19 protein-coding genes are annotated in these 20,214 nt (G+C 48.8%); 7 read left to right on the forward strand and 12 right to left on the reverse strand.

Features of this window, described 5'->3' with window-relative positions:
- Positions 1–91 precede the first annotated feature (91 nt).
- The 8 genes from BM202_RS07745 to BM202_RS07780 form a co-directional block, all read right to left on the reverse strand.
- A complete protein-coding gene (locus BM202_RS07745; RefSeq protein WP_093824634.1) occupies positions 92–880 on the reverse strand; it encodes a LytR/AlgR family response regulator transcription factor in 789 nt (262 codons plus the stop codon).
- Between the two features lie 5 nt (positions 881–885).
- A complete protein-coding gene (locus tag BM202_RS07750; protein WP_093824636.1) occupies positions 886–3,186 on the reverse strand; it encodes a tetratricopeptide repeat protein in 2,301 nt (766 codons plus the stop codon).
- A 219-nt stretch (positions 3,187–3,405) separates the two neighbouring features.
- Positions 3,406–4,272 (reverse strand): tetratricopeptide repeat protein, encoded by an 867-nt coding sequence (locus BM202_RS07755; protein ID WP_093824638.1) that lies wholly within the window; start codon positions 4,270–4,272, stop codon positions 3,406–3,408.
- A 35-nt stretch (positions 4,273–4,307) separates the two neighbouring features.
- Positions 4,308–5,357 carry a sensor histidine kinase gene (locus BM202_RS07760; RefSeq protein ID WP_093824640.1) on the reverse strand — a complete coding sequence of 350 codons (1,050 nt, stop codon included), beginning with the start codon at positions 5,355–5,357 and terminating at the stop codon, positions 4,308–4,310.
- Positions 5,341–6,030, reverse strand: coding sequence for an ABC transporter ATP-binding protein (locus BM202_RS07765; RefSeq protein ID WP_093824641.1), 690 nt, complete (start codon positions 6,028–6,030; stop codon positions 5,341–5,343). The genes BM202_RS07760 and BM202_RS07765 overlap by 17 nt, the downstream gene beginning before the upstream one ends.
- Positions 6,031–6,131: 101 nt before the next feature.
- Positions 6,132–7,382, reverse strand: a complete 1,251-nt coding sequence (locus BM202_RS07770) for an ABC transporter permease (protein ID WP_093824643.1) — start codon at positions 7,380–7,382, stop codon at positions 6,132–6,134.
- A gap of 51 nt (positions 7,383–7,433) precedes the next feature.
- The gene (locus BM202_RS07775; RefSeq protein WP_093824645.1) at positions 7,434–8,534 is read right to left on the reverse strand and encodes an efflux RND transporter periplasmic adaptor subunit; all 1,101 of its coding nucleotides are present in this window, start codon (positions 8,532–8,534) and stop codon (positions 7,434–7,436) included.
- Between the two features lie 68 nt (positions 8,535–8,602).
- Complete coding sequence (locus BM202_RS07780) at positions 8,603–9,919, reverse strand: TolC family protein (protein WP_093824647.1); 1,317 nt, start codon at positions 9,917–9,919, stop codon at positions 8,603–8,605.
- 15 nt (positions 9,920–9,934) lie between these two features.
- Between BM202_RS07780 and BM202_RS38695 the strand changes: the two genes are divergently transcribed.
- A complete protein-coding gene (locus tag BM202_RS38695) occupies positions 9,935–10,066 on the forward strand; it encodes a hypothetical protein (protein ID WP_262507665.1) in 132 nt (43 codons plus the stop codon).
- Positions 10,067–10,249: 183 nt separating this feature from the next.
- On the opposite strand, the gene BM202_RS07785 is transcribed toward BM202_RS38695, so the two are convergent.
- Positions 10,250–10,603 (reverse strand): hypothetical protein, encoded by a 354-nt coding sequence (locus BM202_RS07785; protein ID WP_093824649.1) that lies wholly within the window; start codon positions 10,601–10,603, stop codon positions 10,250–10,252.
- A 180-nt stretch (positions 10,604–10,783) separates the two neighbouring features.
- Here BM202_RS07785 and BM202_RS07790 point away from each other — a divergent pair, with 180 nt between their 5' ends.
- The gene (locus BM202_RS07790) at positions 10,784–11,647 is read left to right on the forward strand and encodes a sugar phosphate isomerase/epimerase family protein (protein WP_093824651.1); all 864 of its coding nucleotides are present in this window, start codon (positions 10,784–10,786) and stop codon (positions 11,645–11,647) included.
- 32 nt (positions 11,648–11,679) lie between these two features.
- Positions 11,680–13,023, forward strand: coding sequence for a Gfo/Idh/MocA family protein (locus tag BM202_RS07795; RefSeq protein WP_093824653.1), 1,344 nt, complete (start codon positions 11,680–11,682; stop codon positions 13,021–13,023).
- 152 nt (positions 13,024–13,175) lie between these two features.
- Here the strand turns inward: BM202_RS07795 and BM202_RS07800 are convergent, their stop codons facing one another.
- The 3 genes from BM202_RS07800 to BM202_RS07810 form a co-directional block, all read right to left on the reverse strand.
- Positions 13,176–13,361, reverse strand: coding sequence for a CsbD family protein (locus BM202_RS07800; protein ID WP_093825190.1), 186 nt, complete (start codon positions 13,359–13,361; stop codon positions 13,176–13,178).
- Between the two features lie 58 nt (positions 13,362–13,419).
- Positions 13,420–14,553, reverse strand: coding sequence for a flavin-containing monooxygenase (locus BM202_RS07805; RefSeq protein WP_093824655.1), 1,134 nt, complete (start codon positions 14,551–14,553; stop codon positions 13,420–13,422).
- A gap of 78 nt (positions 14,554–14,631) precedes the next feature.
- Entirely contained in the window at positions 14,632–15,081 is a 450-nt protein-coding gene (locus BM202_RS07810) for a DUF2147 domain-containing protein (protein ID WP_093824657.1), read from the reverse strand.
- A 188-nt stretch (positions 15,082–15,269) separates the two neighbouring features.
- Between BM202_RS07810 and BM202_RS07815 the strand changes: the two genes are divergently transcribed.
- From BM202_RS07815 to BM202_RS07830, 4 genes are all read left to right on the forward strand, one after another.
- The gene (locus BM202_RS07815; RefSeq protein ID WP_093824659.1) at positions 15,270–15,791 is read left to right on the forward strand and encodes an acyl-CoA thioesterase; all 522 of its coding nucleotides are present in this window, start codon (positions 15,270–15,272) and stop codon (positions 15,789–15,791) included.
- A 110-nt stretch (positions 15,792–15,901) separates the two neighbouring features.
- Positions 15,902–17,173 (forward strand): dicarboxylate/amino acid:cation symporter, encoded by a 1,272-nt coding sequence (locus BM202_RS07820; protein WP_093824661.1) that lies wholly within the window; start codon positions 15,902–15,904, stop codon positions 17,171–17,173.
- Positions 17,174–17,358: 185 nt separating this feature from the next.
- Positions 17,359–17,835 (forward strand): hypothetical protein, encoded by a 477-nt coding sequence (locus BM202_RS07825; protein ID WP_093824663.1) that lies wholly within the window; start codon positions 17,359–17,361, stop codon positions 17,833–17,835.
- Positions 17,836–18,115: 280 nt separating this feature from the next.
- The gene (locus tag BM202_RS07830; RefSeq protein WP_245776596.1) at positions 18,116–20,155 is read left to right on the forward strand and encodes a M3 family metallopeptidase; all 2,040 of its coding nucleotides are present in this window, start codon (positions 18,116–18,118) and stop codon (positions 20,153–20,155) included.
- Positions 20,156–20,214 lie beyond the last annotated feature (59 nt).

Genomic DNA, 20,214 nt, shown 5'->3' on the forward strand with positions numbered 1-20,214 from the left:
TAATCGTATAGGTACAAACAAACGAATAGACTATCAATGGGTTTTAGAGCGACTTAACAAAATTCAGGATGAACGGTAGCTATATTGGATACTATCCTTCGACCCAGTTCCTGAAGGCGCTGGCTTTCTCTTTGCTGACGATCAGTTCGAGAGCCTCGTTCGGACTTTTCAGGAGTACCTGCAGTTTGCTGCTGTCGTAAGGCCGGTAACCTGCAACAGCGTCGAGATAGACGAGGCATTGGCGATTGGCGCGAAAGAAACAGGCTGGGTCGACCAGATCTTCGAGCTCATCCAGCGTTTTGTAATCGGTCACTAATTTCTTCCCCTCAATGGTATGCAGGTAAATTAGTTCGTTACGTATGAAGTAGGCGACCTGCTCCTGCGGTACCGAAAGGATTTGCCGGAGGTGATGTCCTGTGAATCGACGTTTATAATGGATTGACGGGGTTTGTTCGGCCATCTGATGTAGAAAATGCCGAAACTGTTCACCAAAACCGGCTGTATCGGTCAATAGCCAGCGGTGGTATTTAGCCAGAGCAGCTTTGAGTTCTTCGGGGTCAATCGGTTTCAGTAAGTAATCGAGGCTATTTAGTTTAAACGCTCTGATGGCATATTCATCATAAGCGGTTGTGAAAATGATAGGAGAACTTAGATTTACCTGCCGAAATGCCTCAAAACTCACCCCATCGGCGAGTTGAATATCCGAGATAACAAGGTTGGGTAAAGGGTGGCCAGCCGCTCGAAGTCCGCTGAAATAATCGCAAACAGCCTGCACCGTGGCTAAAGGTCCGTCAATAACAGCACCCGGCTCCAGTTGACGTACTAACTTCTGCAGTTGCCGGGCAATAAGCGGTTCGTCTTCAATAAGCAGGATCGTCATGGCTATTAGACCACTGGGGTTAAGAACGTAGACGTAAGGGGTAGCAGGATGGTTACCTGGGTGTACTCATTCTCGATTGAGTTGATCCGCATCTGACCCTGAAGATACTCCTCCACGACTTCTTTACTCGTGTATAAGCCCAGCCCGGTGCCCTTCGCCGTGGGCTTCGTAGTGAAAAAAGGGCTAAAGAGCTGAGCTATTTCTTTTTGGGCAATCCCCCGGCCATTGTCCCGCACCTGAAGCTGGACCTGATCGTCGACGAGGCAAGTGGTCACCTCCAGCCGGGGTTCAAACCCCTTCACCCGACGACACTTTTCCACTAAGGTATAACACGAGTTATCGATCAGACCATCCAGCACTTCACCAAACTCAACGGGCAATAAATTTACCGGGAGTGCTTGAGGGGCCAGACTTACGTTTAATTTGATGGGCACGGTGGGCATATGCGTAGCTAACGCTTTTTTGAACGACGTATCCATTTGCTGCGTCAAATAAAGATTGATATCGGTCACAACGTAACTCGACGAGCGCTCCTTGAGCAGTTTCTGCATATCCTGCAGGATGCGAGCTGTACTGTTGCCATGTTCATGAATCTTGGTCAGGTTCTGTTCCAGCATCGTCGTGGTCTCTTCCAGCTCATCCTGCTCCTCGGCCGAAAAGCTGTCCTGGTGTTTCTGGGTCACCGCCTGAATTTCCCCCAGAAGTTCCCGGGCCGTCCGCGAGAAGTTATTGATGTAGTTGAGGGGATTGAGAATACGGTCGACAATGCCCTTGGTGAGCTTGCCCATGGTCGCCATTTTTTCGGCCTGAAGCAACTCCTGCTGGGTTTGCTGAAGCTCGGTGAGGGTGGTCTGTAACTGCTTTTTTTGATCCTCTAACTGTAGTTTCTGGGTCTCCAGCTGCTGTTTCTGGAACTGAAGCAGGAGATTGGCTTTTTGCTTGGTACGGTAGGCGTAGAAGCTGACAGCGGCCAGCAGCACCACAAAGCCCAACCCCCACTGCAAAGCGCGCTGACGGGCTTGGGCCAGCACATTCTGTTTTTGCTGTTCGGCCTGCGCCACCTGCTGCTTCTTGTCAAAGGCATAGGTCATGGTGAGTTCGGTGGTTTTTTGCACATTTTCTTTGCTGCGGACCGAATCGGCAATGGCGGCCGATTTCCTGAAGGTGGCCAGGGCACGGGGGAAATTGCCCGTTTGTTCATAACAGGCGGCTAGTTCTTCGTAACTCTTCCCGGTCTGCTGGTCATAAATATCGGTCTCTTTCAAAACGGCAAAGCTTTTTTCATAGAACGGAATGGCTTCGGCACAGCGATCCTGCCGTTTAAGAATGTAGCCCATATTCGAATAGGCCTGATGGATGTTGAGCGGTTGGTTGGACGCATCGGCGATAGTTATGGCTTGTTTTATCAAGAGATCAGCCTGCGCAAACTTTTTCTGATCCGCCAGCATTTTGGCGGCCTTGGCCAAACTGGTGGCCTGCATCCCGTCATCCCCTATTTCTTTGGCCAGATTTGCGGCTTTTATGGCTGTTTCATACGCTTTTTGGGTATTATGCATCTCATCGTAAATATCTGCCAGGTTGGCGTAAGCGTTCAGCTCAACGTTCTTGAAGCTTTCCTGCTTCGCTAACTTGAGGCCTTTCTGGTAGGTCTGCACAGATTCTTTCACATTGCCCATCGTTTTATAGGTGTTGGCCATGTTGACCAGCGAGAAGGCTTGTGAACCCATATCATGCTGAGCTTCAGCAATAGTTAGTGATTTTTGCAGGTATTGTAGCGCCTGTGGCAAATTCGATTGCATGCTGTACGAAATGCCGATATTCATATAGATTCTACGCAGTGCCGACGAATCCGCCAGTCGTTCGGCCATAACTTTACTTTTTTCCAGAAAGGCAATGGAACTATCATATTTGCTCTGCATGCCATACGTAGTACCATAGTTGATGTAGACCCGCATCAACTGAGCGGAATCGCCTAAGGAAAGCGCTTCGGCCCGTTTCAGATTGGCTTTAGCCGCTGCATAATTGCCCTTGAAGCTATAGTTGTAGGACAGGTGCATTCTGGCGTAAGCCTCTCCCTTTTTATAGTTAATACGTTTGGACTGTTCAATCGTTTTGAGCGCCAGACTAATGGATGAATCGATATTTGTCTGAGTCAGTAAAGCCGTTTTTGCATTGGCCAGGTTGATCCGCGCTGTATCGGTTTTGGCTTGTCTGATGAGTCGACTCAAGCTGTCGATTTTTGGCGTTTGGGCCAGGGCTGGTTTCCCGCCCGTCAGCAGCAGAAGCAGAGTGCAGAAATATTTCATGATTGGGGACGTATCGAAGAAGGTTCATGACTAATTATAACGGACGTGCCGTCAATAGACTAAAGAACGGTCAATATAGGCTCAGAAGCAAACGGAACTGTATGTCAGCGCCTGGTTTAGCTGACGGGCATGTGGGAATCAGGCCGGAAATAAAGGATACTACTACGTCAGAAATTTATTTCTGTAAGGTATTCGTCAGATTCTAAATGAACACGTTGTTCAGCGGGCTAACTGGCGTTTAAGTACTCCGCCGATGAAACTCCCAATGAAGGTTAAAATCATGGAACCATAGAGCCCAAAGTGTTCCAGATCGCGGGCACCACTTGCTTGAGGAGTGGTGGTAAAAAACGTATACACAAGCCAGAGTATTGATGCCTGCAAAATGGCCAATGCCCAGCCTTTTTTCGGCTCCACAAAACCAATCACCGTTGCGGCAACGGTGGCCAGTAAGTAGGGGAGGTGAATAACGGTTGCGTTTTTTATGACAACCAGCAGAATGGCGCTGTTGACCAGAACCAGTAGGGCATGGCTTATGAATTTCCGGTTAAAAAATGCACCCTGGCTGGGGTCGGTTATGAATTCCGTAGCGTTCTGGGTTTGCTGGAGCGTAATGGCGCGTTCCAGGTCCTGTTGCGCTTCTGTAGGTTGATGGAGTTTCTGCCGAGCCATACCACGCCATTGATAGGCATCCGCCTGGATTCCTTTTGAATGAAATACTGCTTTGTCGAACTCCAGAAATGCGCCATTGTAATCCTGTTGATCCAGCAGAACCTGCCCCATTTCCAGGTGCAGATCCGCTACGGTATCGTCGTAGCTTTCGCCCGTTTTTAAGGCCGTAGCCGCCAATGATACATTGCCCAGCGCCCGATAGCAACGAGCCAGATACAGATAAGCCACGCTGGATGTAGGCTCTTGCTGAATGTGTTGCTTAAAAAAGACCAGCGCATCATCGAACTGTCTGCTTGTATACAGCTTGATGCCAACCTGCAGTTTTTCGAAATCCTGCTCCGACTTACTTCGCAAATCCGCGTAGTAGCGCAGGTAAATGATATACCCGATTATGGCCGCCGTGACGAGTAGTTCCATTTGTTTTTAAGGCTAAAAAGCCTGTGTAAGTTCATTCAGCGCGGAGTCGATACCAGGCTTCCCTGTGCTTGTAGCAGCGGGATCCGGACGCGAAAAACTGTTTCCGTTTCGTCAATCTCAACGGGTTTCGGACTCAGGTAGCCATACAATAATTTCAGGTTTTCTAACCCCTGTTTGTTTGACGTTTCTACCTGTCGTTTGCGCTGAATGGGATTTGCTACGTCCAGATAACCATTATTATTACTGATTGTCACGGTTAGCGGACGCGTTTGGCTGATAGAATTATGTTTTATGGCATTTTCGATTAGGATCTGGAGCGTAACAGGCACAATCTGCTGTTCCAGCGCATCTTCATCCAGTTTGCAGATGACAAGAAAGGCACCATCGAAGCGGGTTTGCAGGAGCGATACGTAGTTTTTGATGAACGCCAGTTCAGTTTCCAGCGGTACTAACGCCTTTTCCTTATGCTGCAATACGTAGCGAAAGACTTTTGATAACTGCTGCAGAAACTGCCGGGCCAGTGCGGGATTATCGTCAATCAAGCTATCCAGCGACGACAGACTATTGAACAGAAAATGCGGGCTGATCTGGTTTTTCAGACTGGCGAGCTGCACCTGTACTTTTTCCTTTTCCAACTGAGTGGCTCGCAGGGAATTTTCCTGCCAACGTTTCAATAAATGGCTGGCAATGAAGCCTAAGCCCATTACTGTGTTGACCATAAAAATCAACAAAGCGATAATGATAATCGTGAATTTATTGATTTGGGTTAACACTTCAGGAACCACATACGAAACAACGGCATAGCCAACCAGGAAGATAATGGTTTTGGCGATACTCCATCCGCCCAGTAGTTGGACAACGATGCGCCAGCGAACATTTTTCTCGAAAGGAAGTCGTCGGTTTAGCCATTCATTGAATCGAAAATGAAAGATCCAGATAAAATTGAAGACCAGAAACGACATAACGAAGAGCAGGGCCTGCCGTTGCCAGGAGATACCCGGGATAAGCCATTGCCGGGCTACAATACCCCCCAGCGCTATCCATAACAGCAGGATCTCGACGTATTTATTAAACTTTATTTTCATGGCTGGCGATGATCATGCCGTCCGACATTTCGATGACGCGGTCGGTTTTGTCGGCAAAGTCGGGATCGTGTGTAACCGTAATAATGGTCTGTCCCTTACCGGCAAGATCACGAAAAATATCGAAGACATTTTCGGTATTGGCCCGATCCAGATTTCCCGTTGGTTCGTCGCCCATAATGATGGTCGGGTCGTTGATAAGGGCGCGGGCAATGGCCACCCGTTGTTGCTGCCCGCCCGAGAGTTTGCTGGCAGGCTTGCGGGCAAAATCGGCCATGCCAATAAGCCGCAGTTTTTCCATAGCCCGTTCCTGCACATCCTTCTCGGAATACCTACCCAGTTTCAGACCCGGCAGCATTACGTTCTGCAAGGCCGAGAACTCAGGTAGCAGGAAGTGAAACTGGAACACAAAACCCAGATGCTCATTTCGAAAGTGCGACAAAAAATCCTGACTGCGTCCTCTCAACGACGTACCGGCCATCTCGATAGTGCCCTCATAGTCGGTATCCATTGTCGAAAGTAGATACAACAGCGTTGATTTACCGCAACCCGATTTGCCCACAATGGCCAGGAATTCACCTTTCTGTACCTCAAACGTGACATCGTTCAGCACCCGAAATTTCTCCGGGTCGTAGAAGTATTTATTGACGTGCTGAGCGGAAAGAACGGTTGTCATTTCAATGATGAATTATGGATGATGAATTATGGATGATAAATGATGAATTACAGACGATGAGCTATGGGGCATTTGTCATTCATAATCCATCATTAAAGAAATTATCCACGTAGAATCGAAACGGGATCGACTTGCGAGGCTTTGCGGGAAGGGAAATAGCCCGCCAGCACCGTCGTGATGACACCAAACATAAGCCCCATAACGTAGTACTTACCCGAAAAAATGACGGGGAATGTCTTGATACTCAGAAAATCGCCCGCGTCGAACGGCGTGATTGATAGCAGATAACTCAAGCCAAACCCAATGCCCAAACCCAGCAAACCACCTGAAAAACCAATAAATATGGCCTGCAACAGAAAAATAGCGATGATGTCGTGCCCTTCAAATCCCGTTGCTTTCAGGATGGCGATGTCCTTGATTTTGTTGATAACGGTCATGTTCATAATGTTGTAAATTCCGAAACCCGCCACGACCAGTAGCGTAATCGACACGACGTAGGTGAGCATATTCCTGATTTTTTCGCCCGCCAGAATGGCCGTGTTAGCCGTCGCCCAGTCTTCGGTGTAATAGCCATACATCGCCCGGAGTTTCTGGCCGAACGGAATGGCCTGCAACGGATCAATCATTTTGATATGAATGTCGGTGATGTAGCTTGGGTCTTTCTGCAGAATTTCCTGCACCGTCGACAGGTTTCCATAGCTCTTGGTATTGTCTACCGTGCCAACCCCGAACCCGAATGTGCCCACCACCCGTAGAATACGGGTGCCGCCTTTGGGTATGGTCACTGTTACTTTGTCGCCCACCTGGACGTTGAGTTTTCGAGCCAGTACGGTGCCCATAATTAGTCCATCGGGATTGGTTTTCAACGTATTGAGCTTGCCTGATTTAAGTCGGGATTCAAGATTGTATAGTCGATTCTCCCGTTCGATGTCAACGCCCGCAATCGTTCCGGATAGTTGAATCGGCCCATTGTTGTAGAACACCTGCGTCGCTACCTGGGGCGACACGCCCAACACCCCCGGCTCGTGCTCGATGCGTTCGGCAATGGCCATTCCATTTTTAATTCGTGCCTGCTCATCTTTCGGTTTCTGGTGATAAATGACGTTAAAATTGTTGGGCCAGATTTGCTCGATCAATCCTTTTCGTTGCGTATTCACCTCGTTGTATAACCGAATGTGCGGACTGGCATCCAGCGCCGAATCTTCCAGAAACTGGTTGACGCCCTGCATAAACGAAATCATGGTAATGAACATGGCAATCCCGAACGTAACGCCAAGCATGGCAACGAGCGTCTGACGTTTCTTGGCCAACAGGTGCGTTTTGGCAATTTGCGAAGCGATGTGAAGGTCCATTTTGAATGATGAATTATAAATTATGAATGATGTTTGTTGAGATCGCATTTATCATTCAGCATTCATCATTACTTTAGAGTTTTGAGTCAGGCCACCTTTCACTTCAACCAGGTCGAAGTTTTCAGCGCCTTTCTGGAATTTTACTTTCTGCTTCTTCCCGTCCTGATCGACCCACACGCTGTCGTTACCAAAAATATAGGACTTTGGAATGGTCAGTACGTGCCGGTTCTGGCTGATAATGATGTTGGCTTCCACCGTCAGACCGTAGTAGGAGGCAGGCCGTTCGCCCACGAATTCTGCATCGACCCGAAACGACTGGTCGGTGCGATTGAGTTTCGGATAAATCTTGCTGACGCGGGCTTTGAAAACTTTATCGGGATACACATCGGCTTTCAGGACAACCGCCTGTCCCACCCGAATCCGGCCAAAATCGCTTTCATCAACGGCCAACTGAACATAGAGCTGCTTGCTACTGCCCACTAAGGCCAACTGCTCGCCCGGCTTCACCACCTCACCCGGTTCTTTGTAAACCTCATATACTTTGCCATCCACAAAACTGCGAATGCGTGTGTTACGGCCAGCAACTTCCGTGGTTACCAACTGACTGCGATTATTTTCGACGTCGAGCCGAATTTGATCCCGGTTGCGCTGGAACGTATTGGTTTGCGCGCGGAGATTGTTGCGGGACAGCGTATAATTCAGTTCGGCCTTCTCCATTTCGGCTTTGGATGTAGCGTTTTGGCCGTATAACTCTTTGAACCGATTGTAGTTGATCGAATCGTTGGCCAGTCGGGTGCGGGCATTGCGTATCTGCGCTTCCAGTTCGGCCAGCACAGGAGAGTTAGCGCCCAGGTTCGCCCGCGACTGGCGATAGGCATTGGCCGCTGCCTGCTGGCGGGCATTCTCGGTGGCGCTTTCCAGCACAAATAACAATTGATTCTGACGAATCGAGTCGCCTTCATTAACCAAACGCTGTTGCAATACGCCCTGAGCATCGGCCGTTACGGTGTACTCATTGCGTGGATATACATTACCGGACGCATACACGGCTTCGGTTAACTCCCGATAGGCAGGCGACGTACCGTCGGTGCTACGTTTGCAGCCTGCGCTAAATAGCGCAATTAGTAAAAATAGGGAGAGTTTAATTTTCATAGTAGTCGATAGTCGTCAGTCGATAATCGTCTGCCACTGATGACCAGAGGCTGACGACTATCGACGTTTTATTGCCCACTTCGTATCTGTAAGATTGTCTGATTGATGAATACGTTCGACAGGTTGTTCAGATAGCGGTTTTGTGCCGTCAAAACTTCGTTGAATACGTTCAGGTACTGATCGTAGGCAAATAATCCCGATCGATATTTGATTAAGGCAATCTGCACATTCTGGCTATTGAGTTCATAATTCTGACGATTCAGATCCAGGGATCGAACGGCCTGATTATACGTATTTCGGACATCTTCGGTATCGGTTTGCTGTTTGTTACGTTCGTAGGCCAGCTCAGATTCAGCCAGTTTTAGCTGGAGCCGGGCGCGGGTGATATTGCTATTCCGTAACCCGCCCGAGTAAATCGACCAGTTGAACTGCAAGCCTGTCACCCCAATCTGATACCAGGGCTGGCCTGTACTCAGGAAGTTGATTTCACTACGTTGAGCCTGTTCCGTAAAGCGGGCATATGCCGAAAGAGTCGGCCAGCGTTGCAGTCGTTCGCGGTTGAGTTGCAAACGGAATAATTCGATCCGGGCCTGCTGGAGCGTTATCTGTGGCCGCTCGACAAGGTTAACAGACGTAGCAGGAACGGGCAGTCCGGTGGAACGTTTGGCCAGATCTTCTGATAAAATCAAACTATCAGTGGTCGTTAATCCCAGCATCAGCTTGAGTTGATTCAGGTTGCGAACATAGGCGAGTTCGTTTTGGTACAGTACGTCGGCAGTTGTTAATTGTACCGAGCGAATCCGGTTGTATTCAAGCGGCTCGATCAACCCTTTGTCTAACCGATCATGGGCAATTTGGGTGAGTGTATCGGCCGCCGACAGGTTACGCTGGGTAATAGCAATTGCTGACCGGGTCAGCAGTACAGCATGATAAACGCGGGCTGTCTGGGTCGACAGTTCATCCTGTAAAACCAGTGTCTGATGGTCGGTGATACGTAGATTTTGTTCAACAATATCCAGGTCGGCACGCACTGGCCGATTGATAATGGGAACGGTCACTTCGGCACCGGCAGCCAGTACGTAGGGCAGGCCAAATTGCAGGGAACGAAACTCACCTGGTTTGCCACCAAGAAATTCGGCGGGAACCAACTGAACCGGGAGCGCGAAGTTGTAATCAAAATTGGTGAAGAAGCGAGCCTGGGGTAGACGTGTCGCGCGGGTTGCCGTTCGCTGTTGGACCTGCACTACCTGATTTTGTCGGGCATTGACCAACTCCGGATTCTGCCGACGAGCCAGCACCAGCGCTTCCTGCACGGTCGATACAACCGTTTGGGCGGTGGCGTTGAGTGAACAAAACAATAAGCAGAAACAGGCAAACCGATTCATGATAATCTCGAATGGATGCCCAAAGGAAATGAGTTTTTATCCGTCGAATTTGCCTGTTTGGGCGAAGCGGAAAAAAAGATAATTAAAGCGGCTGTTTTTAGAAATGAAAAACCGGAGTGGTTGGCTCCGGCTATGATTTTGGTTTGACTTTAATGCGGGGTTGTTTTTCGTCAGGCGGATAATGACGGACAATTTCTCCGTTCTTGTCCTTTGTATACCATTTGCCCTTATAACGAAAAAAAGTGGGTGCTTGGGGGTCTCAATATGGCTCATTAATTCCCACTTCATCTTCCGAAACGGATTTGGCTTTGCTTTATACCAGTCGTCGTATTATTGGTGGATGTCTTTGTTGTTAATGGCATAGCACGTAGCGATTATAGCAAACAATTTATCACAATCTTCTCGCTTCTCCAAGTAAAAGACAACGTAGTAGTAACGTCCCTCGTAACGCGAAATAGCGAAATATTTCTTTTTGGCATCAGCATATTTCTGAATCAGAACGCTGCCCTGGCTTAACACCTTGGTGATTTCAATGAAGGTTAATCGGTGAAAACGTTTGTCATCAGGTTTGTTGAGATCACTTAGGTATTTGGTTAGGTAATGATCAAGATTAATCGTTTGAAAGAAAATCTCGGCACGCCCATGATCGGTATAAATGGACTTGTTTTTACGCTGGTGGTTCATGAAATCGCATTCTACTGTAATAAATTTATTTTGTCAATTAGTTACAAAATCTACTCTGTTCACTACGTGTGTTTTGAGAATAGTGTGTTGCCATGTCGGTCTACTACGTACGACGGCAGTAGAAAAAGAGTCTTCAGGTTTTTTGAATGGTAACAAATGACAACTTTCCCGGTACGTTTAATGACTACACGACGAACATTTCTTAAAAAGGCAGGTGGTTCCGTAGCACTGGCTAGCATGACTCCGGCCATCGCTTCAGTAGCCGCGCCAGAATCCAATAAAGTAGCTGGTGACGATTTGTTTAAATTGGGGATGGCGGGTTTTTCGTTCGTCAATTTCAATCTGGATCAATCGCTGGAGATGATGCGAAAAGTTGATGTACACTATTTGTGTATCAAGGACTTCCATCTTCCCTATGCCAGTACCGCCGAGCAAATTGCCGCCTTTCATGAAAAGCTGAAGCAGTCGGGCGTGACGGGCTATGGCGTTGGGCCGATCTACATGAAAACGGAGCAGGAAATCGACAATGGGTTCGATTATGCCAAACGCGTTGGCGTAAAACTTATCGTGGGCGTGCCCAATGAAGAGCTATTGCCCTATGTCGACAAAAAAGTGAAAGAGTACGATATGCGATACGCCATTCACATTCATGGCCCCGATATTAAACTCTGGCCAAATGCTACATCGGTCATTAATGCCGTGAAAAATTTGGACCCGCGTGTTGGCCTTTGCTTCGATATGGGACACGATACGCGCTTTGGGGATGATGCGATTGCGGACCTGGAAAAATATGCCAAACGAATTTTCGATATTCACCTTAAGAACGTAACGGCCGCTTCGAAGGAGGGCAAAACCTGCGAGTTAAGTCGGGGTGTGATCGACATTCCCGCCTTCGTGGCTATGCTACGGAAAATTAAGTACGACGGCAGTTGCAGTCTGGAATATGAAAAAGATATGAAAGACCCTTTAGCTGGTATTGCTGAATCGGTTGGTTATTTTAAGGGGGTTTGCGATGCCACAAAGTCAGGTAAACGGAAAGCGTAATTGATTTGGTAATCAGTGAAATACAATCTGAAATGGAAAATTCGCGTAGAGAGTTTATTAAAAAAGCGGCCTTAGGGACGGCGGGCATTACCATTGGCGGACTGGCGAATGGGATGTCGGCGAAAAGTTATGCCAAAATAATCGGGGCCAATGAGCGGCTTAACGTAGCGATTGCCGGGTTGGGTCGACGGTTGGGTGCGTATTACGAGCCGATTGGAAAAAAAGACAGCAACGTCGAGCTGGTGTATTTGTGCGATGTCATGAAAAAGCAGCGGGAAGCCGCTGTGCAGAAATTTTCCAAACACATTACCTATACACCAAAACTGGAAAACGACATCCGCAAAGTCATTGCCGACAAAAACGTGGATGTGCTGATCAACGCTACTCCCGATCACTGGCATGCGCCCGGTACGTGGCTGGCTGTGCAGGGCGGCAAGCATGTGTACGTCGAAAAACCATGCAGCCACAATCCCCGCGAAGGTGAAATTCTGATCGAACTTCAGAAGAAATCCGGCAAAATTATTCAAATGGGCAACCAGCAGCGATCCTCAGTGGAAACCCTCGACATTATCGGTCAGATTCATAATGGGGTTATCGGAGCGCCGTATAAAGCCGTTGCCTTTTATGCCAGTGCCCGGGGTGAAGTGCCTCACCAAAAGAAGGTTGCCGTGCCCGACGGACTCGACTGGGAGTTGTTTCAGGGACCGGCCCCGCGCCGGGAGTACACTTCCGAAACCTGGGATTACAACTGGCACTGGTATGGCTGGTTGTACGGGACTGCCGAAGCCGGAAATAACGCCACCCATGAACTGGATGTAGCCCGCTGGGCGCTGCAGGTTGAATACCCTGAGTTTGTCAGTGTTGAAGCTGCCAAACGGTATTTTCCGGAAGATGGCTGGGAAGTCTATGATACGATGGATGCTACGTTCCGGTTTCCGGGCAACAAAATTATCAAGTGGGATGGCAATAGCCGAAATGGACAAAAGACATTTGGCAGCGATCGGGGCACCTACATTTACGGCACCAAGGGCACCGTGTATGTAGACCGGAATGGCTATACGCTGTTTGACCGTGACGGCAAAGTCATCAAAGACAGCAAATCAAAAGGATCGGAAGCGGGTACGGCTTTGGGTGGGGGCGGAGATATGACAACCCGCCACATCGTGAATTTCTTCGAAGCAATACGAGGTAAGGCGAAGCAGGCATCTACGATTGATGAAGGGGCTAAAAGTACGTTGCTGTGTCATTTGGCGAACATCGCTTACCGCACCAACAAACCCTTGTCCATTGATTCGAAAAATGGCCATATCCACGACGCTGCTGCTATGAAGCTATGGAGCCGACAATATGAGAAAGGCTGGGAACCGCCTATGTAGCAGGCGATAACCGAGCAACTGGAAAATGAAAAAGCCGGAAACTTGAGCTCCGGCTTTTTCTATCAATCAGTCCCCCGATTTAAAGAGGTAAATTCTACAGCCCTAATTCGCAATTCGAAAACCTTGAATTAGCAGCTGGTTAAATGGGTCTCTTAAATATCGGCAACCGCTTTATTGATTTCGTCTTTTGTCTTTCCTGTCTTCTGCTGGATCTTGCCCCACATTTCGTCTTCCTGACCTTCTGCGTACGTTAGGTCGTCGTCGGTGAGGTCGCCATAGGCCTGTTTGATTTTGCCTTTCAATTCGTTCCAGCCGCCTTTGATTGTTGTCTCGTTCATGATCGTAGTGTTTAAATGTTGAATGATCTGTGTACTCATCTTGACTACGTAAATAGAACTATGCGGTGATGAAATTGTTTTCGGAAATGTGATTGGCGATACGTTCCGAGTCGAGGGTGAGGGCATGAAGAACACCCGTTGTAGGTACTGAAAAGCCCAGGAAATACAGGCCTTTCAGCGCTGAATTATTAAACCAAAGATTTTTTGGAAAGCCTCGCTCACTGGGGATTTTAGCCTCCAGCGCATCGCCGAGAAGCGCCGTCAAACCCGGTCGGTAGCCCGTTGCCAGAATAATAGCCTCAAAGGGAAGTTCTCGCCCGTCGGTGAACGTAACCGTTTTCGCGTTGATGTGCTTAATCCCCGGAGCAACCGCAATGTTCCCTGCTTTGATCTGTTCCAGCGTACCGACGTCAATCACGGGTGTTTTGCCCCGCCGGGAGTCGTAGGAAGGTGGATGAGCAGGTTTGCCTAAGCCATAGGCCGATACGTCACCCACGGTCAGCCGCTGTAAAAAACCGGCTATCAGATCATACAGCCAGTCGGGGAGCTTACTCACAAGCATAGCCGTGGATTGGACTGGTCTGCCAAAAACCTCGCGCCGAATGATATTAACGGGGTTACGTACTGAAATAACTGGCTTTGCCTCGTACTCAAGCAAGTCGAGAGCCAACTCGGCACCCGTGTTGCCCATACCTACGATCAATACGTTCTCATGTCGGAAAGGGGCACCGTTTCGGTATTCATGACTATGCCAGATGATTCCCCGAAAGTTGGGCTGGCCCGGCAGTTCCGGCTTGTTGGGTACGCGATTATAGCCCGTTGCCAGAATAACCCGGTCGGCCGTGAACGTATCGGTTTTCGTTTTTACTTCCCACGTCTGATCGGCGTTTTGACGGATGCTACTAACGGGCTGGTTAAAGAGTGGCCTGATCCTGAAATGGTCGGCATACCGTTCAAGGTACTCGACAAACTGTAGGCGAGACGCGTAAAGGGGATAGTCTTTGGGGAACGGGAAATGGGGGAGTGCCGAGTATTGCTTAGCCGTGTGCAGATAAAGCCGGTCGTAATGATTGCGCCAGGAAAATCCAATATGATCGCTGGCTTCCAGCACCGTTGCGGGTAGACCTCGGTGGGCCAGCTGCCCAGCCATCGCCAATCCCGCCGGGCCAGCACCAATAATTAACGTCTGCATAGTTGTAGGTTTTAGTTTACGGTGTTCGGTGTTCTGATCTGCGGTAGAGGCTCATACCGAAAACTATAAACCGAAAACTTATTTCACCCTCGTCCAGACCTGAGTTTTCCCCAATAACGAAATGCCAACGTACCCGCGCACTTCGAGTGTATTCGGGTCTTTGAGTGTCAGTTTGCAATTGTATTCTTTACCATCTTCAGGATTATAAATCTTTCCGTCGTTCCAGACTTTCCCGCCGTCGTACTTAAAATTATACAACAAAGGCATGTTCATTAAAGGACGCGACCGTTTGGATGCATCCTGATTTTTTTCATCCGTTCGGGGTTTGCCCGTAGCGGGATCGGTGGGCTGACCTAGCCAGACGAGCTTGCCAAAATACGTGCCTCCTTTCTTATAGATCTCTACGTGCCCTTTTTTTGTGCCATTCAGCCACGTACCAACTACAGCCTCAGAGTCATCAGCGGGTGCGAAGGCTGTTAATGTAATGATCAGGAAAAATAAGGGCAGCAGATAATGGACGGGTTTCATAAATCCTCTGTTTTAGATTAAACCATTGATTTTTTGTACTAACGTAAAGATGAGGGAAAATTGTCTGAACCGCGATTCCTATGATTTAATTGATTTACATGATTTTACTTTCCTGATTTGCAATCAGAATCATGTTAATCATAATAATCAAATAAATCCCGGCGGGGCCGCCCGCGCGGTCAAATAATATGTTCAAACGAGATCCCAACCGCAGTTACCCAACCGAAACCGAATCGCGGGTGATTATTCGATTTCAGGACTGCGACCCGTTGCAGCACCTCAACAATGCTAAATACTTCGACTATTACTTCAACGCCCGGGAAGATCAGGCTGCCAAGCTCTATGATTTCAATCCAGGGCAACTGTTCCACGAGCTGAAAACAAGCTGGGTGGTTTACCAACACCAGATTGCCTACGTTCGACCCGCTCAGGTAAGTGAATGGGTACGTATCATGTCGAGGTTAATTTACTTCAACGAGGATACCACCGTGACGGAATACATTATGACCGACGATGGAAAAACACACCTCAAAAATGTGCTCTGGGTTACGTCTAAGTACGTGAGCGTACTCACGGGCAAGCGCATTCCGCACGACGAGACCGTCATGGGTTTCCTTCAGGCGACGCTCGTTCCACATGTTGATTTCCCGAGCCTGCATTTCAACGACCGAATCCGGGAGATCAAGCATCAGGTTGTGACAATGAAATAATGGAGACAGAAAAACGGATAATGCCAAATTAAAAATGGAATATCGGTAATGATTCATCGATAATTCATTACGTATTGGGCATTATCCATTATCCATTATACATTCACTCCATGAAACTCCTCAACAACCTCACCGTCCGCGTACTCATTGCCATTACGCTCGGTATTCTAACCGGGTATTTCTTCCCCGAAACCGCTGCGAAGCTCAAACCACTAGGCGACCTCTTCATCAACCTGATCAAGATGGTCATTGCGCCCATCATTTTCCTGACCATCGTGCTAGGTATCAGCAATATGGGAGACCTCAAAAAGGTTGGTCGGGTAGGAGGGAAAGCGCTGCTCTATTTTGAGATTGTGACAACGGGCGCGCTGGCCATTGGGCTTATTCTGGCCAATGTCATTCGTCCCGGAGACGGTGTGCAGACGGCCGCCGTGAAAGGCGGAGATATCAGCAAATATGCTGAGCAGGGGGCTGAAATGGACTGGACGGAATTTTTTATGCACGTCGTTCCGAGCAATGCCGTAAAAGCGTTTGCGGATGGCGATATTTTGCAGGTGCTGGTGTTTTCGATCCTCTTCGGTGTGGGGCTGGCGCGCATGGGCGAAATAGGGAAACCACTCATTCTAACCTTCGAGCGGTTGTCGAAGGTATTCTTTAATATTCTGGGTGTCGTGATGGTACTAGCGCCTATAGGTGCTTTCGGTGGGATGGCCTTTACCATTGGTAAATTCGGACTCAGTACGTTACTACCACTTGCTAAATTGATGGGAACGGTCTATGCAACGATGTTTCTGTTCATTTTCGTGATCCTGAACCTGCTCATGCGCTACTACAAAATCAGCTTATGGGCGGTTTTAAAATTTATAAAGGAAGAGCTTCTCATTGTGCTTGGTACGTCCTCGTCGGAGTCGGCCTTGCCACAGATCATGGACAAGCTCGAAACTCTGGGTTGTTCGCGGTCGGTGGTGGGGCTGGTGGTTCCGGCGGGGTATTCATTTAACCTAGATGGCACAACCATTTATCTGGTGATGGCTACGATATTCCTGGCGCAGGTATTCGGTGTCGACCTGACAATCGGCCAGGAACTGACCATCATTGGCATCCTGATGATTACGTCCAAAGGCGCAGCGGGCGTAACGGGCAGTGGCTTCATTGTGCTGGCCAGCACGTTGACCGCGATCAAGGTTATTCCGGTAGAAGGATTAGCCTTGCTGCTTGGTGTTGACCGGTTTATGTCGGAAGCCCGCTCCCTTACGAACATCATTGGCAATACCGTCGCCACCATCTTCATCGCCAACAACGAGGGCGAATTTGATCGAACAAAATACGAACGGGTGCTACGTCAGGAAACGAACCATGAATTGCCTGAGTATAAGTACTAGGTTTATGGTATTTGGTTTGAGGTTTACTGTTGGCTGACGCATGGATTGCTGACGACGGTTCGATTGCGTCAGCAATCCATAAACCGAATACCGTAAACCATCTTTATATATATTTTTAGAATTAATTAAACCATTTCGTGGGGAGTTGTTCAAAAGGCCAAATACAACCTGAAACAACTACTACCATGAAAAAAGTATTGATGACAGCCGCTACGTTGGTTGTTCTCCTCTCGACGGCTACGCTGGCACAACGGTACGGTAATCCCAATTCGCCCTATTCTCAACAACCCGGCTACAATCAGCCGGGTGGCCAGGGCTACGGTCAACCCAATTACAACTACGATTACGATGATTACAGCTTCGACCGTCATTTAGAGTGGTGGGACCGGGAGTTGAATCTAACCCGTCGGCAGGAGCGCGAAATTCGCCGGATTCGGGATCGCTATACCCAGCAAACGCAGGGGCTTAATCCGCGTGATCCCCGGCAGCGCGATACGTTCCGTCAAATTCGGCAACGGCAGTTTTTCGATATGATGACCGTACTGGGTCCACAACAACGCGATCAGGTGATTGCCCGAATGCGGCCTTATGAACGTACGGCCGGTCGGAGTCGTGGCAATGGGTATGGGGGCGGGTCGGGTTACAGTCCTTACGGTTACTGAGGCATTGAGTCTGGAAGGAAGTCGTTAAAAAGTCGATCATATTGGTCGGCTTTTTTTGTTGTCAATCAGCCCATTAATTGGCGGGTAAGTTGCCATCTGCTTTGGTTTCTAGCCGTTTATGCAACGTTACGTTGATCAACTTATCTTTGTCTTATTATTTGCCAGGAAACTCATTTTGTAAGACAGTATGTTAACCCATAAACAAATCAGGAAAACAGGCGTTTTGCTGGCGGTAGTCGCAACAACGGCTATTGCCCAGCCATCGCTACCCGCACTCAAAATGACCCAGAATCCATTCTTAACGCCGTATACGACACCTCACCAGACGGCGCCTTTCGACAAAATTAAGCAGGAGGATTACCTGCCAGCGCTCAAAGAGGGCTTGGCGGAAGGTCGAAAAGACGTAGAGATCATCGTTAATAATCCGGCCAAACCGACGTTCGACAATACGATTGTTGCCCTCGAACGGTCAGGTGATCTGTTGGGTAAGGTAACTTCCGTATTGTTTAATCTGAACAGTGCCGAGACCTCGCCCGAACTTCAAAAAATTGTAAAAACAGCGTCGCCGTTGCTGAGTGAGTTTAGTAACGATATTACGCTGAATGAGAAACTGTTTGCCCGCGTGAAAGCGGTTTACGATCAGCGCGCCAGCCTGAATCTCGATCCCGAGAGCGCCATGCTGCTCGAAAAAAACTACAAAAATTTTACCCGCAATGGCGCCAATCTGGATGCTAAAGGCAAAGAGCGGCTCCGGGCAATCGACAAAGAACTCGCGCAGCTTTCGCTTCAATTTGGGGAGAACGTACTGAACGAGACCAACGAATATGCGCTGGTCGTTACGGACGGGAAAGAACTCACCGGACTGCCCGATTATGTGCTTGAGGCCGCTAAAGCTACCGCCAACCAGAAAGGAAAGGAAGGCTATGTGTTTACCTTACAAGCGCCGAGCTACGGGCCGTTCATGCAGTATGCCAACAATCGGGAGTTGCGCAAAAAACTGTACCTGGCCTACAACGGACGCAGTTTTCACGGCGACAAAAACGACAACTCGGCGATTATCCAGAAAATTGTGAACCTGCGCTACGAACGGGCCAAGTTGCTGGGCTACAAAACCCACGCCGATTTCGTGCTGGAAGAGAGTATGGCTGGCTCGAAAGATAAGGTGCAGGGATTTCTGGACGAACTCGTTACGTATGCCCGCCCGGCTGCCGAACGCCAACTGGCCGAACTGACAGCCTACGCGAAAGCCCACGGTTTTGCAGAGGACAAACTGCAAAACTGGGATAACAGCTATTACGCCGAGAAACTGAAGAAAGAAAAATACGACCTCGACGACGAAACGCTGAAGCCCTATTTCAAGCTCGACAACGTACTGAATGGTGCCTTTACGATAGCCAACAAGCTCTACGGCATCACCTTCACAGAACGCACCGATATTCCGGTCTATAATCCGGAAGTGAAAACCTTCGACGTGTTCGACAAGGATGGTAAGTTTCTGGCGGTATTTTACGGCGACTATTTCCCTCGTCCGGGCAAACGTAGTGGTGCCTGGATGAACGATGTACGGGGCCAAAAAGTGGAAAATGGCGAGAATATCCGGCCGCACATTGTCAACGTCTGCAACTTCACTCGCCCGACCGATACCAAGCCATCTTTGCTGACCTTCAACGAAGTCACTACGTTGTTTCATGAGTTCGGCCACGGGTTGCACGGGATGCTGGCCAATAGTCAATACGAAAGTTTATCGGGTACGAGCGTTCCCCGTGACTTCGTTGAGTTACCGTCACAGGTGATGGAAAACTGGTGTTACGATCCCGAAGCACTAAAACTTTTCGCTAAACACTACCAGACCGGCGAAGTGATTCCCAATGAATTAATCGAGAAAATTCGTGCCAGTCAGAACTTCCTGGCTGGTCTGGCCAACTTACGACAGCTACGGTTGGGCCTGGTAGACATGTACTACCACGGTCAGAAACCTACCGGCGAAACCATTACGGAAGTAGAGAGTCGGGTAGATTCGGTGGCGAATTTATTCCCGCATGTCGAGGGCATTGCCATTAGCCCCGCTTTCTCGCACATTTTTGCGGGTGGCTATTCGGCTGGTTATTACAGCTACAAATGGAGTGAAGTGCTGGACGCTGATGCCTTCGAATTCTTCAGGGAAAAAGGTGGGCTGGACAATAAGGCAGCTGCCGATAGTTTCCGCAAGAACGTACTGGAAAAAGGTGGCAGCGAAAAACCGATGGAACTTTACAAGAAGTTCCGGGGGCGCGAACCATCGCCCAAAGCCATGCTACGACGTAGCGGCTTGATTTTGTAAACGCATATTTGTTAACGTAAAACGGGCGGCACTTTAGGTATCGCCCGTTTTATTTTAAA

It is taken from the genome of Spirosoma endophyticum, assembly GCF_900112365.1.
Taxonomy (GTDB): domain Bacteria; phylum Bacteroidota; class Bacteroidia; order Cytophagales; family Spirosomataceae; genus Spirosoma; species Spirosoma endophyticum.